The organism is Bowmanella sp. JS7-9 (genome assembly GCF_004329715.1).
Taxonomy (GTDB): Bacteria; Pseudomonadota; Gammaproteobacteria; order Enterobacterales; family Alteromonadaceae; genus Pseudobowmanella; species Pseudobowmanella zhangzhouensis.
Genome location: NZ_JXSY01000018.1, coordinates 110790 through 125219, shown reverse-complemented (window position 1 = coordinate 125219; position 14430 = coordinate 110790). Strand labels below are relative to the sequence as shown.

The 14430-nt window shown below is 48.5% G+C and carries 20 protein-coding genes; 13 read left to right on the top strand and 7 right to left on the bottom strand.

Annotation, left to right across the window (positions count from 1 at the left end; translation table 11 throughout):
- The first annotated feature begins 82 nt into the window (after window positions 1–82).
- Window positions 83–1180: a trypsin-like peptidase domain-containing protein gene (locus TK45_RS10050; RefSeq protein ID WP_254426587.1), complete on the top strand. Its 1098-nt coding sequence runs from the start codon at window positions 83–85 to the stop codon at window positions 1178–1180.
- Window positions 1181–1196: 16 nt separating this feature from the next.
- Here the strand turns inward: TK45_RS10050 and murA are convergent, their stop codons facing one another.
- The 7 genes from murA to TK45_RS10015 are packed head-to-tail and all read right to left on the bottom strand — an operon-like array spanning window position 1197 to window position 5794.
- Window positions 1197–2459, bottom strand: coding sequence for a UDP-N-acetylglucosamine 1-carboxyvinyltransferase (gene murA, locus TK45_RS10045; RefSeq protein ID WP_131258522.1), 1263 nt, complete (start codon window positions 2457–2459; stop codon window positions 1197–1199).
- 3 nt (window positions 2460–2462) lie between these two features.
- The gene (locus TK45_RS10040) at window positions 2463–2723 is read right to left on the bottom strand and encodes a BolA family protein (RefSeq protein WP_131258521.1); all 261 of its coding nucleotides are present in this window, start codon (window positions 2721–2723) and stop codon (window positions 2463–2465) included.
- 30 nt (window positions 2724–2753) lie between these two features.
- A complete protein-coding gene (locus TK45_RS10035; protein WP_131258520.1) occupies window positions 2754–3050 on the bottom strand; it encodes a lipid asymmetry maintenance protein MlaB in 297 nt (98 codons plus the stop codon).
- On the bottom strand, window positions 3050–3688 hold the full coding sequence (locus TK45_RS10030) for an ABC transporter substrate-binding protein (protein ID WP_131258519.1): 639 nt from the start codon (window positions 3686–3688) through the stop codon (window positions 3050–3052). The genes TK45_RS10035 and TK45_RS10030 overlap by 1 nt, the downstream gene beginning before the upstream one ends.
- A 46-nt stretch (window positions 3689–3734) precedes the next feature.
- Complete coding sequence (gene mlaD, locus TK45_RS10025; protein ID WP_131258518.1) at window positions 3735–4202, bottom strand: outer membrane lipid asymmetry maintenance protein MlaD; 468 nt, start codon at window positions 4200–4202, stop codon at window positions 3735–3737.
- Between the two features lie 15 nt (window positions 4203–4217).
- A complete protein-coding gene (gene mlaE, locus TK45_RS10020; RefSeq protein WP_131258875.1) occupies window positions 4218–4994 on the bottom strand; it encodes a lipid asymmetry maintenance ABC transporter permease subunit MlaE in 777 nt (258 codons plus the stop codon).
- Window positions 4994–5794 carry an ATP-binding cassette domain-containing protein gene (locus TK45_RS10015; RefSeq protein ID WP_131258517.1) on the bottom strand — a complete coding sequence of 267 codons (801 nt, stop codon included), beginning with the start codon at window positions 5792–5794 and terminating at the stop codon, window positions 4994–4996. Before TK45_RS10015 ends, mlaE begins: the two co-directional genes overlap by 1 nt.
- Before the next feature lie 366 nt (window positions 5795–6160).
- On the opposite strand from TK45_RS10015, the gene TK45_RS10010 reads away from it, so the two are divergent.
- From TK45_RS10010 to TK45_RS09955, 12 genes are all read left to right on the top strand, one after another.
- Window positions 6161–7129 carry a KpsF/GutQ family sugar-phosphate isomerase gene (locus TK45_RS10010; protein WP_131258516.1) on the top strand — a complete coding sequence of 323 codons (969 nt, stop codon included), beginning with the start codon at window positions 6161–6163 and terminating at the stop codon, window positions 7127–7129.
- On the top strand, window positions 7129–7671 hold the full coding sequence (gene kdsC, locus TK45_RS10005; RefSeq protein WP_131258515.1) for a 3-deoxy-manno-octulosonate-8-phosphatase KdsC: 543 nt from the start codon (window positions 7129–7131) through the stop codon (window positions 7669–7671). Before TK45_RS10010 ends, kdsC begins: the two co-directional genes overlap by 1 nt.
- A complete protein-coding gene (gene lptC / locus TK45_RS10000; protein ID WP_131258514.1) occupies window positions 7668–8240 on the top strand; it encodes an LPS export ABC transporter periplasmic protein LptC in 573 nt (190 codons plus the stop codon). The genes kdsC and lptC overlap by 4 nt, the downstream gene beginning before the upstream one ends.
- On the top strand, window positions 8203–8748 hold the full coding sequence (lptA, locus tag TK45_RS09995; protein ID WP_131258513.1) for a lipopolysaccharide transport periplasmic protein LptA: 546 nt from the start codon (window positions 8203–8205) through the stop codon (window positions 8746–8748). The genes lptC and lptA overlap by 38 nt, the downstream gene beginning before the upstream one ends.
- On the top strand, window positions 8735–9460 hold the full coding sequence (lptB, locus tag TK45_RS09990) for an LPS export ABC transporter ATP-binding protein (RefSeq protein WP_131258512.1): 726 nt from the start codon (window positions 8735–8737) through the stop codon (window positions 9458–9460). Before lptA ends, lptB begins: the two co-directional genes overlap by 14 nt.
- A gap of 70 nt (window positions 9461–9530) precedes the next feature.
- The gene (locus tag TK45_RS09985; protein ID WP_131258511.1) at window positions 9531–10973 is read left to right on the top strand and encodes an RNA polymerase factor sigma-54; all 1443 of its coding nucleotides are present in this window, start codon (window positions 9531–9533) and stop codon (window positions 10971–10973) included.
- A gap of 26 nt (window positions 10974–10999) precedes the next feature.
- A complete protein-coding gene (gene hpf / locus TK45_RS09980; protein WP_131258510.1) occupies window positions 11000–11287 on the top strand; it encodes a ribosome hibernation promoting factor in 288 nt (95 codons plus the stop codon).
- 12 nt (window positions 11288–11299) lie between these two features.
- A complete protein-coding gene (gene ptsN, locus TK45_RS09975; protein WP_131258509.1) occupies window positions 11300–11743 on the top strand; it encodes a PTS IIA-like nitrogen regulatory protein PtsN in 444 nt (147 codons plus the stop codon).
- The gene (gene rapZ / locus TK45_RS09970; protein WP_131258508.1) at window positions 11740–12603 is read left to right on the top strand and encodes an RNase adapter RapZ; all 864 of its coding nucleotides are present in this window, start codon (window positions 11740–11742) and stop codon (window positions 12601–12603) included. The genes ptsN and rapZ overlap by 4 nt, the downstream gene beginning before the upstream one ends.
- Window positions 12600–12872, top strand: a complete 273-nt coding sequence (locus TK45_RS09965; RefSeq protein ID WP_131258507.1) for an HPr family phosphocarrier protein — start codon at window positions 12600–12602, stop codon at window positions 12870–12872. Before rapZ ends, TK45_RS09965 begins: the two co-directional genes overlap by 4 nt.
- A gap of 109 nt (window positions 12873–12981) precedes the next feature.
- Window positions 12982–13476 carry a hypothetical protein gene (locus tag TK45_RS09960; protein ID WP_131258506.1) on the top strand — a complete coding sequence of 165 codons (495 nt, stop codon included), beginning with the start codon at window positions 12982–12984 and terminating at the stop codon, window positions 13474–13476.
- 153 nt (window positions 13477–13629) lie between these two features.
- Window positions 13630–14406 (top strand): hypothetical protein, encoded by a 777-nt coding sequence (locus TK45_RS09955; RefSeq protein ID WP_131258505.1) that lies wholly within the window; start codon window positions 13630–13632, stop codon window positions 14404–14406.
- The last annotated feature ends 24 nt before the right edge of the window (window positions 14407–14430 follow it).

The following is a 14430-nucleotide window of genomic DNA, read 5'->3' as shown; positions in this document are numbered from 1 at the left end:
GACTTCCGTCGGGTAAACCGCGCTATCATCTGAACATATGGGGTGCTATTCTGTGCCCCATTGTTGTTTATAAATCTCTGATGTGAAAGCCAATACCTTTGTCTCCTTCCTGCTGAAATCCATTCTTATGGGCCTGATTCTGTCAGGTGTGTTGCTGTTTTTGGTACCCCAGTTACGCCAGAGTAATGGTCAGCAATGGAGTATGTTCAGCACTGGTCAATCGGCCTCAGATCGGGTCAGCTTTCATCATGCGGTGCGGTCCGCCGCCCCCGCTGTGGTCGATATTTTCAGTAAAAGTATTCAAAGCTCTCCTGTTAGCTATGGTGCAGCTGAAATCCGTAACTCACTGGGTTCTGGCGTGATCATGCGCGAGGATGGCTACATTGTGACCTGCTATCACGTTATTCAGGACGCTGAGCGGATTTTGGTACGTCTGTATGACGGACGGGTTCTGGAAGCTCAGGTTGTTGGTGCCGACCGGCCGACTGATTTAGCGGTATTAAAAGTTGAAGAGGGAAATTTGCCGGTTGTTGCGCAAACGGACAATCCGGATATTCAGGTTGGCGATGTCGTGTTAGCTATTGGTAACCCGTTAAATCTTGGGCAAAACGTCACACAAGGCATCGTCAGTGCCAGTGGCCGTGCCGGAATGAGTAACGTGGTTGGTTCACGCTACGTGGACTACATCCGTATGGATGCGGTGTTGAATGAAGGCAATTCCGGCGGTGCATTGATTGACTCAAACGGCATATTGGTAGGCATCAATAACGCAGTGTTTAAGACCCGCGATAATCAGGGAAGGATCAGCAGCGTCGCTGGCGTTTATTTCGCGGTTCCTTACGAGCTGGCCAAAAAGGTAATGGATTCACTGATTGCCAACGGCCGGGTTATCCGCGGATTCCTTGGTATCACGGGTGTTGAGCCACGGGATCAGGAAGGCAAAATTCAAATCGAAGGGATTTATGTCACTGACGTCGATCCACTTGGCCCGGCGGCACAAGCCGGTATTCAGGCACAGGATGTATTAACCCGGGTTAATAATCAGCCCATCGCCAATATCTACCAAGTGTTAGATATCGTGGCGGAATCTGCGCCTGGCACTGTCATCACTTTTCAGATATTAAGAGCTAACCGAACACTGAGTGTGGCAGTGACTCTTGGAGAAATGAAAGCCAGCTAAACGCTGGCTTTTTTGATTATCCGTTAACGCGGGTAATTGACGCTCCGAGCGCATTAAGTTTATTTTCAATCTGCTCATAGCCACGGTCCAGGTGATAAATGCGGTCAACCACCGTATCCCCTTTGGCCACCAGACCTGCTATCACCAAGCTGGCAGAGGCGCGTAGATCCGTGGCCATCACCTGAGCGCCACTGAGCTTTGACGAGCCGCGACACACAGCACTGTTATTTTCCAGATCAATTTTTGCACCCATGCGCTGTAACTCAGGTACATGCATGAAGCGATTTTCAAAGATGTTCTCAGTGACAACACCTGTGCCTTCGGCAACGCAATTTAGTGCAACAAACTGAGCCTGCATATCGGTAGGAAAACCCGGATGTGGCGCAGTTTTAATATTCACGCTGTGTAATGCCCGGCCCTGCATGTTCAGTTCGATCCAGTCATCACCGCAAGTTACCTCAGCACCGGCTTCACGTAATTTGCTCAACACCGCATCCATGGTATCGGGTGCGGCATTGGTGCAACGTACCTTGCCACCTGTCATGGCAGCCGCAACCAGGAAGGTGCCAGTTTCGATGCGATCCGGTAGCACCGCATAATCACAGCCACTTAGCTTTTCAACACCATGGATAATGATTTTATCGCTGCCGGCATGGCGGATATCTGCGCCCATTTGATTCAGACAGTTAGCTAAATCAACGATTTCGGGTTCGCGGGCGGCATTTTCCAGTTCAGTGACGCCCTCCGCTAACGCTGCGGCCATCATCAGGTTTTCTGTTGCGCCGACGCTCACAGTATCCATAAAGATCCGGGTGCCTTGCAAACGCCCATCGCAACGCGCTTTGATATATCCATTTTCCACATCGATGACTGCGCCCATTTGCTGCAGACCATTGATATGTAAGTCAACCGGCCGTGCGCCAATCGCACAACCACCCGGCAGAGATACCTCGGCCTCACCGAAGCGTGCCAACAGTGGCCCCAATACCAGAATCGACGCACGCATGGTTTTGACCAACTCGTATGACGCCGTGCGACTGCTAAGCGTGCCTGCGTGGATCTGAATACTCTCAGGGTCCAGTTGAATAACTTCTGCGCCTAACTCACTTAGCAGACGTGAGGTAGTTATAATATCGCGCAGTCGCGGGACATTGCGGAAAATGCAGGGTTCCGGACTCAATAAACTGGCAAATAACAACGGCAATGCCGCATTTTTCGCACCGGAAATACGCACATCACCGTTTAGGCAGGTACCACCCTGAATAACTAATTTTTCCACCCATTAACTCCCGGGCTGATTGAACAAACGCTCTCGACGCCATTGATCCGGCGTGAAGGTTTTAATTGAAAGTGCATGCAAACTACCATCTGCAATCACACTATTCAAAGGCTGGTAAACCATTTGCTGTTTTTTCACACGGCTCACACCGTCAAAACATTCACCAACCGCAATAACCTGAAAATGTGAACCGTCGCCGGTCACAATGAGTTCATCCAGTGGAAGCGCTTCGTTCAGCAGCGTTTTTATTGTTTCAATTTGCATAAGGAAGTAATGGCTGAAAATAACAGCTGATTATTGTACCTGTAAAAGGTCTTCAACGTTGCTGATTTTTGCCAGACTGGTGAGTCTTTCCGGAATGGCGCTAAAGTACAGTGCCACATTGCTGGCACGGGCAACCCCGACCAGATGAATCAGCCAGGCCAGGCCAGCGGTATCAATATTGTCGACCCCGGATAAATCCAGAGTCAGCGCGTCTTTACTGCGCTGGGCAACGGTAGCAAAATCAGGCCAGGCATTGGCCACTTGTTGGTGGGTCAGCGCGCCGACTAATTCGGCGCGGTTGTTATTCAGATTGATCGTTAACGACATTAAAGTTTTTTCTCAGGCAGGGTAATGGATTCTGCGTTTTTCTCTTTCAACATTTTAATCACAGCATCAATGCCGTCTTTACCCAAAATCCCTTCCAGTTCACTGCGCTTTGCCGACAACAGACTGGTACCTTCAGCAACCATATCATAGGCTGCCCATTCTTCTGTTTTGTCGTTTTTGCGCACTTTAAACGCAATTTTAATATCTGGTCGTCCCGGCTCCTGAATCAATGCCCGTACGGTTACATTGGAGTCATCTTCTACATCCTGCGCGGGCTGGAATACGACTTTTTGATTGTCGTATTGCGCCAATACCGTGGCATAGGTGTTAATCAGGTAATCGCGGAATTCCTGCATGTACTCAGGAATTTTTTCTCGTGGCGTTTGACCAAAATAACGGCCCAGCACTTTTAATGCAGCGTACTTGTAATCGATATAAGGCAGCAGTTCTTCGTTCATGATCACGCGCAGATGATTCGGATCCTTTTGGATCAACGCCTGCTCATCATGTAAACGGGCAAAGGTACGCTCACCCGCTTCTTTGACCATATCGTAGGGGTTGCTGCGATCAACCGCGGCGGCGTTGAACGACAACGCGCTACCAACCAGTAACACAACACCAATTACTTTTTTAAACATACATTTACCTTAACTGTATTAATTCCTGTGTGTCGTTATCTCACACTTAATCTTTATTTTTGCTGAACAAGAACTGCCCGATCAAATCTTCCAGCACCAGTGCCGACTTGGTGTCTTCGACAAAATCACCGTCTTTAAGGGTGCCAATACCGTCGAATGAAAACCCTGGCTGCAAACCAATATATTGTTCACCCAACAAACCCGAGGTCAAAATCGCCACGGAACTGGTTTCCGGGAAGTCCTGATACTTGGTCGAAATATCCAGCGTCACAACCGGCGTAAAATTCTTTTTGTCGAGACTGATATCTGCCACCCGGCCAATCACTACTCCGCCCACTTTCACTGCCGAACGCACTTTTAATCCGCCAATATTGTCGAATTTCGCTTTCAGCTGATAGGTTTCCTGATCACCGCTAATGCCCTGATTAGCTACATACAAGGACAACATCAGACCCGCTGCGATAGCCACCGCCACGAACAGGCCCACCAATAATTCAATTTTGCGCGATAACATCTGCGATTCGCTCCCTTAAAGTCCGAACATAAGTGCGGTTAAAATAAAATCCAGTCCCAATACTGCCAAGGATGAGTGCACTACCGTTTTGGTGGTGGCGGCACTGATACCCTCTGAAGTTGGCTCACAGTCATAACCGTTAAATACCGCAATCCAGGTCACCACCGCTGCAAAGACCAAACTTTTAATAAAACCATTCACCACATCCTGATGAAATTCTACTGAGGCCTGCATAACTGACCAGTAACTGCCCTGATCCACACCTAACCAGTCAACACCGACAAACTTGCCGCCAAGGATACCAATTGCACTAAAAATCAGCGCCAGCATCGGCATGGTTAACACGCCAGCCCAAAAACGCGGGGCAATGATACGGCGGAGTGGATCAATGGCCATCATCTCCAGGCTGCTAAGCTGCTCGGTAGCCTTCATCAGGCCAATTTCAGCGGTTAACGCTGAGCCTGCGCGACCGGCAAACAAAAGTGCGGTCACGACCGGGCCCAACTCACGGAGCAGAGAAAGCGCGACCATTGGGCCGAGGCTGTCTTCCGCGCCATAATCAATCAGCACCGTATAGCTTTGTAACGCCATTACCATGCCAATAAATAAGCCAGATACCGCTACAATCAAAAATGACTGCACACCCACTACGTACATCTGACGGATTAGTAGTGGGGTGTTTTTAACCGGTTGAGGAACCGCGATAATGGCGCCCCATATTAATTGCGCTGCGCGCCCAAGCGTACTGATGCGGTCTATCGCGTTACGCCCCAAATGAACCAGGCTTTGCATCATTTACACCCCTGTAATAATTCGTCCTGCAGCGGTTTCGCAGCATAGTGGAAAGGCACAGGACCATCTGCGGCACCATTCAAAAACTGTTGCACCAGCGGTGAGTCGCTGGCGCGAATTTGTTCGGGCGTGCCCTCGCCGATAACCTTTTTATCCGCAATAATGTAAGCGTAATCAGCAATTTGCATCACTTCATCGACATCGTGTGTTACCACGATACTAGTCAGATTCAATGCGTTATTCAGTTCGCGAATCAATTTAACCAAGACCCCCATGGAGATGGGATCCTGCCCCGCAAACGGCTCATCATACATAATTAGCTTGGGATCCAGCGCAATCGCTCTGGCCAGTGCCGCACGACGTGCCATACCGCCAGACAGTTCAGATGGCATTAGCCCGGCAGCGCCTCTTAGGCCCACCGCCTGCAATTTCACTAACACCACAAGCCGTATTAAATGCTCTGGTAACTTAGTGTGTTCGCGCAAAGGATAAGCAACGTTGTCGAATACATTGATGTCAGTAAACAACGCGCCGCTTTGGAACAGCATGCCCATATCACGGCGCGCTTTATAAAGCTGCGAACGATTCATGCTAACGATCGACTTATCCTGAAAACGAATATCGCCACTGTCGGGTTTTAACTGACCACCAATCAATCTCAGCAAGGTCGTTTTACCGATACCACTGGGGCCCATAATGGCCGTCGTTTTACCCTGTTCAAACCGCATCGAGATGTTTTCGTAAATGATGCGTTCGCCACGACGAAACGTCAGGTTGTCTACTTCAACCAGATTTTGCATGTTCAGATAGAGTCCTTGCCGCTCGCGGATTAATTCCAAGCCCGCTAAATTAAGGCCATTGTATGAGTTTTCAAGTCAAAAACGAAAAACTTATTAGTTACAAGTTGTGAGAAATTGTTCATTGCTGTGACAATTAATTTGTGTGCAATGCATGAGCAGGAAGAACTACGCTTACCAACCTCGGTAAGTTCACATCCATCCAAAAGATATTTTTACTGTGAAAAACAATTCACTAACGCAAGGGTTATGGCAAAGCTGATAATACTGGTATTATTCTTGCCAAAGCTCAGGGTGAGAACGGACCAGGCTGGCGCAATGCAGGCCAAATCGCACTCACCCGCCAGTTGAAAAGGAATATCACCGACAATGACTTCGTCGTTTATCAGTTCAGCGTTGCGCGTGTTGCACATTGAACAACAAGCTATTGCCAATCTTGTGACACATATCGATGACAATTTTGCTATCGCTTGTGAACGCATTCTTGCCTGCGAGGGCAAGGTTGTCGTGTGCGGCATGGGCAAGTCAGGTCATATCGGTAACAAAATAGCAGCGACGCTGGCCAGTACTGGTACCCCATCATTTTTTATGCACCCGGGTGAAGCCAGTCATGGCGATTTGGGCATGCTCAGCAAACAGGATATCCTGCTGGCCATTTCTAATTCCGGCGAAACCAATGAACTTCTGGCCTTACTGCCGGTAATCAAGCGTTTAGGCATTCCTTTAATTGCGATGTCGGGCAACCCGGAATCATCGTTAGCACGCTATGCCGACGTGCACCTATGTATCAAGGTGGAACAAGAAGCCTGCTCATTGGGCCTGGCACCGACATCCAGCACGACTGCCACGGTTGTTATGGGCGACGCTCTGGCTGTTGCTCTGTTGGATGCCAGAGGATTTAGTGAGGATGACTTTGCGCTGTCCCATCCCGGAGGCTCTCTGGGTAAAAAATTACTTTTACGTCTGGAAGAACTCATGCACAAGGGTGAACGCTTACCCTGTGTTACAGCCGAAAAAACCATTATCGATGCTCTGATGGAGATCTCCAGCAAAGGACTGGGCATGACCGCGATTGTTGATCAGCAAGGAAAACTGGCCGGCATATTCACCGACGGTGATTTGCGCCGGGTGCTGGATGCCCGGGTGGACGTGTATCAGACACCTATTGGTGAGGTGATGACTCGTAAGTGTAAAACTGCCCACCCAGATATGCTGGCGGCAGAGGCACTAAATCTGATGGAGACCTTTAAAATCAGTGGGTTAATTGTGGTCGATGAATCTAATACCCCAGTCGGAGCGCTCAATATGCACGATTTACTGCAGGCGGGGATTGCCTGATGGCGTATCTGTCAAATATCGCGCCGGCTTTGCTGCAGAAATTACAGAATATCCGACTCATCGCTTTTGATGTGGACGGTGTTTTTTCCGACGGCCGGATTTATATGGGTAATGCCGGTGAAGAACTCAAAGCATTCCATACGTTAGATGGGTACGGCATTAAAGCCATCATGAAACAGGGTGTTGAGGTCGCTGTTATTACTGGCCGTCAATCCAATATCGTCGAGCAGCGCATGCAAGCGCTGGGCGTCAAACATATACTGCAGGGCCGTGAAGATAAGAGCACCGCTTTGTCTGCGCTGCAAGCAACACTCGGCGTTTCTGTGGCGCAAACCGCCAGCATGGGAGACGACATGCCTGATCTGGGTATGTTCACACTTTCGGCCATATCCATAAGCGTACCCAATGGCCATCCAGTGGTAAAAAACCACGCCGATTACGTTACGTCGGCGCAAGGTGGATTCGGTGCCGTTCGTGAAGCATGCGACCTGCTGTTAATGGTCCATAATGTGTTGCAACAAACCCACAGCGCCAGCGTATGAGCAGAATCACATTAAGCATATTATTTTTATTTGCGCTGCTGGCTTGGCTGGGTGGTCAGATTTTCTTTGGCGATACCCAAAACGAAGAGACCGAGCAAGGCCAGGCATCAGAAAATGAGCCTAATTATCACGCATTTGCCATGCACAGTGTGTTATTTGGTAAAGACGGCAGCATTAGCCACGAAGTTTACGCACAGAAAATGGCACATTTCGACCATCAGCGAGAAACCCAATTCAGTCAACCACGCTACGTGGTATATACCAGCAGTCGAAAAAATCCTTGGCAGATCAGTGCTCTGGAAGGCATCTTAAATGGTGAAGACAGCCTCTCACTGAATCAGGGCGTAATGATCCAAAGCACTGACGACAAGGGGCTGGTGCAAACAATTCAAACGAGTTCAATGGAAGTGAACCTGGACAGTAAGGAAATAGTCTCACAACAAGCCGTTGTCATCAGTGGTGCCAATTACATCATCGAGAGTCAGGGCATCCGCGCAAATTTAGAAAAAAATACCTTTGAGATAGGCCAACATGTTGAAACGACCTTCCAACCTGCTATTCGCAACTAGTCTGTGTTTGAGCAACCTGTTTGCAGGATCTGCCATTGCCATAGAGCACGATTTTAATCAGCCGATTAAAGTGCGCTCTCAGTTCACCAGCGGTGATGGCATCGAGAAATCTTTGCTGTATTGGGGTAATGTGCGTATCGCACAGGGCTCACTGCTGATCGAGGCCGATGAGGTCGAAGTACAGGCAAAAGAAGGTTCAGGCAAAGAAGTCTTTATCGCCCGCGGTAAGCCTGCGGTTTATCAGCAAACCAAGGAAGATGGCACTATTGTCAAAGCGCAAGCCAATGAGATTCGATACATGGTGGTCAACCGCACACTGAGCATGGAAGGCGAGGCTGAGCTAAAGCAAAACTCCAGCATGGTAAAGGGCAGTTCAATTACCTTTGATATGTTACGTGAACAGGTGAATGCTGCCGGTTCTGACGATCAGGATGGACGTGTCATCACCATTTTCCAACCAGCCGCACCAACGCCAAAAGAACAAGAGAATAACGATGGCAACCCTTAAAGCGGAACACTTAGCCAAGTCTTATAAATCCCGCCAGGTTGTGCGGGACGTCAGCCTGTCTGTGTCTACCGGACAGATAGTAGGATTACTCGGCCCCAATGGCGCTGGAAAAACCACCACTTTCTATATGATTGTTGGATTAGTGCCATTGGACAAAGGCAACATCAGTATTGATGAGCAGGATTTAACCCTCGCGCCGATGCATAATCGTGCTCGCTTGGGCATTGGTTATTTACCGCAAGAGTCATCGATTTTCCGCAAGCTCAGTGTGTGGGACAATTTGATGGCTATTTTGCAAACCCGCAAAGATTTAACCAAGGCGCAGCGAGAGGAAGAAGCCGACGCCCTGCTGGATGAATTTAATATCAATCACATTCGTCACAGTATGGGGATGAGCTTGTCAGGTGGCGAGCGACGCCGTGTTGAGATTGCCCGTGCCCTGGCCGCAAACCCTAAATTTATTTTGCTGGACGAGCCATTTGCCGGTGTCGACCCGATTTCGGTAGGTGATATTAAGAAGATTATTCACCACTTGCGCGACCGCGGTATTGGCGTATTGATTACCGACCATAACGTCAGGGAAACCCTTGATGTTTGTGAAACCGCCTATATCGTTAGTCATGGGGAGCTCATTGCACAGGGCAGTCCCGACGAAGTATTGAGTAATCAGCAAGTGCGTGATGTATACCTGGGCGAACAATTCAGGCTATAGTAATCACATAAGGAATGCCGGTTCGGCAAACAGCAAAGCGCAATGATTTTCAGGACATAAAAAGAAGTACATGAAGCCCTCTTTACAGCTTAAATTCAGTCAACAGCTAACCATGACGCCACAGCTTCAGCAGGCCATTCGCCTGTTGCAACTGTCTACACTGGATTTACAGCAAGAAATTCAGGAAGCGCTTGATAGTAATCCCCTGCTCGAAATGGAAGAAGGCGGTGAGGTTGCAAGCAACAACGAACACGAAGAATTCACCAGTAGCGACCAATTAGATACCGGTGAAGCACTGGAAAAAAACGAATTACCGGACGAGCTCCCTATCGACTCAACGTGGGATGAGTATTACAGCGCCTCGTCCGCGCCTGCACCAGCAGTAGCCAGTGATGATGAACAGGTATTTCAGGGCGAAACCACCGATTCCATTCAGGATCACTTATTGTGGCAGATGCGGTTGACCCATTTCAGTGAAACGGATGCCGCCATCGCCGTGGCGATTATTGACTCCGTTGACGACTCGGGTTACCTGACGTGCAGTGCGGAAGATATTCTTGCCAGTCTCGCCATGGAAGAAGAAGAAATTGAATTGGACGAAGTAGAGTGCGTGCTTAAACGCATTCAAATGTTTGACCCGGTCGGTGTTGCGGCCCGTGATGTAACAGAGTGCCTGATGGTGCAATTACGTCAGTTTGACCCTGAGACGCCCTGGCTGGCAGAGGCCAAGATGTTAATCACCGAGCACATGGACTTGCTGGCCAGTAAAGACTATCGCACCCTAATGCGGAAAACGCGGCTGAATGAAGATCAGTTACGCGAAGCCATGCGCTTGATTCAGACCCTGAACCCTCGTCCAGGCAGCAGCATTATTACTGCCGAACCCGAATACGTTATTCCTGATGTATCGGTGAATAAAAAGAATGGCCGCTGGGTGGTGGAGTTAAATCCAGACAGCCTGCCCAAGCTGAATATCAATCAGCAGTACGCGGCAATGTCACGCAGCGTCAAAAATGCCAGCGATAGCCAGTTTATTCGCTCGCACATGCAAGAAGCGAAATGGTTTATTAAAAGCCTGCAAAGCCGCAACGAAACACTGCTCAAAGTGGCAAACTGTATCGTGCAGCAACAACAAGGTTTTTTTGAATATGGCCCGGAAGCAATGAAACCAATGGTGTTAAATGATGTCGCAGAAATGGTAGACATGCATGAATCCACCATATCCCGGGTCACCACGCAAAAGTATATGCATACACCACGTGGGATTTTTGAGTTGAAGTATTTCTTCTCCAGTCATGTGTCTACGGAGAATGGTGGTGAATGCTCGTCGACAGCTATCCGTGCTTTAATTAAGAAGCTGGTAGCTGCAGAAAAGCCCAGCAAACCGCTGAGCGATAGCAAGATTGCGCAATTGCTCGCCGATCAGGGGATCATGGTCGCCCGGCGTACAATTGCCAAATACCGCGAATCTTTAATGATTCCGCCATCCAACCAACGTAAGAGCCTGTTATAGGCTCAGTAATATGAGGAATAGGCGATATGCAAATCAACCTCTCTGGTCACCATGTGGAAATCACAGACTCTCTTCGCAATTACGTCGACACGAAATTTGAAAAATTGGAGCGACACTTCGACCATATCAACAATGTTTACGTCATTCTTAACGTCGAAAAACTAAACCAGAAAGCCGAAGCCACCTTACATGTCAACGGTGGAGAAATCTTTGCAACCTCAGAACACAGCGATATGTACGCCGCCATTGATAGTTTGATAGACAAACTAGACCGTCAGGTGATAAAACATAAGGAAAAGTTAAACCGTCACTGACGTCGTGCGTGAATGCAAATAACTGACATATTAAGCCCGGACTGCACCTTATGTGCAGCTCCGGGATCCAGTAAAAAAAGAATACTGGAATCCATCAGCCAACTGGCTCATCTCCATAACCAAAATTTTCCGGAAACGCAGATCCTCGACGCGCTTTTAGGCCGCGAACGAATGGGAAGCACGGGCATAGGTCAGGGTATTGCAATACCTCACGGCAGAATCGATGGCTTGCAAAAAATCACCGCCGTTTTAGTGACCTGCAAACCCGGCATCAACTTTGATGCTATCGATAATCAGCCGGTTGACGTGTTTTTTGCCATATTAGTGCCCGCAGAACAAACAGAGGGGCATTTACAAACCCTCGCAACGGTGGCGCAGAAACTGGCAGAAAAGAACACCATTAAACAAATACGTAACGCGCAAACCAATCAGGAACTGTACGAGGCGATTTTGTGAAATTAACCATTATTAGTGGTCGTTCTGGCTCAGGGAAGTCTATCGCACTGCGGGTATTGGAAGACCTGGGCCACTATTGTGTCGATAACCTACCGGTTAATTTGCTGCCGACCCTGACCCACGCCGTGGTCGACGAGTACGATCAGGTTGCGGTCAGTATCGATGTACGTAACCTGCCGAAAGATCCGGATGAATTGAACGAAATCCTCAACTACTTGCCGACCCACTGGAAAGTTACCATCGTTTATCTGGATGCCGCTGATGATATTCTGGTAAGGCGCTTTAGTGAGACACGCCGTTTACATCCGTTATCTAAGTACAATATTTCACTGATTGAAGCGATTGCTACGGAATCTAATTTACTTGCCCCCATTGCGGAGCGCTGCGATCTGTACATTGATACGGCAGATCTGTCTGTCCACCAGCTGGCAGAGTTAGTGCGCGAACGTATTCTGGGTAAAAAATCCTCCCGCCTGGTGATGGTATTTGAAAGTTTTGGCTTCAAACATGGCATCCCCAAAGATGCCGATTATGTGTTTGATGCGCGCTTCCTGCCAAATCCCCACTGGGAGCCTGAACTAAAGCCATTAACCGGACTGGATGAGCCTGTGCAGTCCTTTCTTGGATCACAGCCACTGGTGACCAAATTTGTCTGGCAGATTCAGAACCTGATTACTACCTGGCTGCCGCACCTGGAGCGCAATAATCGCAGCTATGTGACCGTTGCCATCGGTTGTACTGGCGGGCAGCATCGTTCCGTATATGTGGCTGAAATGCTGGCGGCAAATATTCGCCCCGTCCACCCTGACTTGCAAATTCGCCACCGCGAGTTGGCCAAACTCAAGGCATCCGTCGGATGACAATTGAAAGAACCTTATTAATCCGCAACAAGCTGGGGCTGCATGCACGCGCGGCCACGCAATTGGCAAAATTAGCCAACCAGTTCGATGCACAAGTGACCATCGTCAATGGTGAACGCCATGCATCGGCTAATTCTGTATTAGGCCTGATGATGTTAGAAAGCCATATGGGCAAAGAAATTCAGGTGATTGGCGAAGGGCCAGATGCAATGCAGGCCTTAGATGCGATTGAAGAGTTAGTTGCCAAGCGTTTTAACGAAGTAGAATAACTCCTCAACGCATAACACAAGCGAACAGTTTTCCACATTTTTTAACAGATTTCGGCTACCCAACACCATACACTTTGGTGCGTTGAGTTAACGAAATTATGGATATTTTATGTGGAAACCCATCACGGCGATGTTACTGACGATAGTTTCATTGTTGTCCTTTGCATCGGATATTGATAAACCTGAAGTATTTCGCTTTGGGGCACCATTAGCCGATATACAGAGTGATTTGACTAATCAGTGCGATTATCTGACCGTGCAAAATATCAACCCCATCACCGCACCACTGGCCAGGCACTCCCAACAGCAAATTAATTGCATGGGTTTTGAATACGCCGGCCAAAAGCGTCTGATAGAACTGGTTTTTCAGGATGACCAATTGGATTTGGTTTGGATACTGATTCCAGAGGCTGAACTTCCCACTTTACGAGACAATTTCCGTCAGGCTTTTGGGATGCCAACCCTGTCGATTGCCTGGGGAAGCATCTATCTGCAACACAATATGGGCATACGGGAAAAGCCCAGTGAAGTATTGTTTGCCTCACAACGCCAGGTCAATGCCATGTTGAACATTATGAAAACAGCACAAGGTCAACAACCATAGCATTCAGCAAGGCAGCAAATTGTTGTGGGTTTGTATGCTGTGCTTTTCTGCAGAATAAAAAATTGCAGTACACTGATTAACAATGTATTCCATTTTGTGAACACGATGATGCTCAAAGTTATTCGGACAGGTAGGTTTCTGGCGAAACTAATCATGATAACGACACTCGCATTTAGCGCCAGCGCCGCAGATTCTCAAAAACAAATCATTGCTGCAGCGGAACTCAGTGGATTGTTTGAGAAAGACTTGCATGGCCGCCCCTACGGAGCCTATGCAACGCTTATTCAACAGGCTCTTAACGAAACTGGTCTGGAGAAGGAATACGAGCTCGTCATACTGCCCATGAAAAGAGCGAAAGTTGGCTTTATCAATAAACAATTTGCCTGTTACGCGCCCGGCATCGACACCTTTGATCAACCAGATGAAAGACAGAAACTGACTAATACGCTGACGTCTGCACCGCTGAATATTGCGCTGGTGCGCGTGCTGTCTGATCGCGATTTACCGCTGGTAACGTCTCTGGCAGATATCAGTGCTGAGGATACGATTAGTATCGTGCGCGGTACGCCCATGAGTACTGAGATGCGTCAATTAGCAGACAGGGCCGGCCGGATGTATCAGGTACAGAGCGAATTAGAGAACATCGCCATGTTGCAAAATCACCGGGTCAATCACCTGTTTGTGTTTTATCCGGATGTATTATTTGCCTACGAGAGACTTGGCCTTGCACAACACTTTGCGTATGCCAAAGGTTTTTCACCCTTGATTATTCACGATGCAATCACCTGTCATGCAAAACACACCAAGGCATTGAATACACTCAGTGCCACCATCCGCGAGTATCGTGAAGACGGTACCCTACAAAAAGTGCTTGGTCAGGCGTATCTGCTTGACTCCCCCTTGTCCGCCGATCTCGACATCAACGACTAATCCGCCACATCGAGCAAGCAAATA

Coding starts and splice junctions, on each gene's coding strand:
- TK45_RS10040 (WP_131258521.1), bottom strand. CDS start 2,723: ATGCAAATTGAAACAATAAAAACGCTGCTGAACGAAGCGCTTCCACTG.
- TK45_RS10035 (WP_131258520.1), bottom strand. CDS start 3,050: ATGTCGTTAACGATCAATCTGAATAACAACCGCGCCGAATTAGTCGGC.
- TK45_RS10030 (WP_131258519.1), bottom strand. CDS start 3,688: ATGTTTAAAAAAGTAATTGGTGTTGTGTTACTGGTTGGTAGCGCGTTG.
- mlaD (WP_131258518.1), bottom strand. CDS start 4,202: ATGTTATCGCGCAAAATTGAATTATTGGTGGGCCTGTTCGTGGCGGTG.
- mlaE (WP_131258875.1), bottom strand. CDS start 4,994: ATGCAAAGCCTGGTTCATTTGGGGCGTAACGCGATAGACCGCATCAGT.
- TK45_RS10015 (WP_131258517.1), bottom strand. CDS start 5,794: ATGCAAAATCTGGTTGAAGTAGACAACCTGACGTTTCGTCGTGGCGAA.
- TK45_RS10010 (WP_131258516.1), top strand. CDS start 6,161: ATGACTTCGTCGTTTATCAGTTCAGCGTTGCGCGTGTTGCACATTGAA.
- kdsC (WP_131258515.1), top strand. CDS start 7,129: ATGGCGTATCTGTCAAATATCGCGCCGGCTTTGCTGCAGAAATTACAG.
- lptC (WP_131258514.1), top strand. CDS start 7,668: ATGAGCAGAATCACATTAAGCATATTATTTTTATTTGCGCTGCTGGCT.
- lptA (WP_131258513.1), top strand. CDS start 8,203: ATGTTGAAACGACCTTCCAACCTGCTATTCGCAACTAGTCTGTGTTTG.
- lptB (WP_131258512.1), top strand. CDS start 8,735: ATGGCAACCCTTAAAGCGGAACACTTAGCCAAGTCTTATAAATCCCGC.
- TK45_RS09985 (WP_131258511.1), top strand. CDS start 9,531: ATGAAGCCCTCTTTACAGCTTAAATTCAGTCAACAGCTAACCATGACG.
- hpf (WP_131258510.1), top strand. CDS start 11,000: ATGCAAATCAACCTCTCTGGTCACCATGTGGAAATCACAGACTCTCTT.
- ptsN (WP_131258509.1), top strand. CDS start 11,300: ATGCAAATAACTGACATATTAAGCCCGGACTGCACCTTATGTGCAGCT.
- TK45_RS09965 (WP_131258507.1), top strand. CDS start 12,600: ATGACAATTGAAAGAACCTTATTAATCCGCAACAAGCTGGGGCTGCAT.
- TK45_RS09960 (WP_131258506.1), top strand. CDS start 12,982: ATGTGGAAACCCATCACGGCGATGTTACTGACGATAGTTTCATTGTTG.
- TK45_RS09955 (WP_131258505.1), top strand. CDS start 13,630: ATGATAACGACACTCGCATTTAGCGCCAGCGCCGCAGATTCTCAAAAA.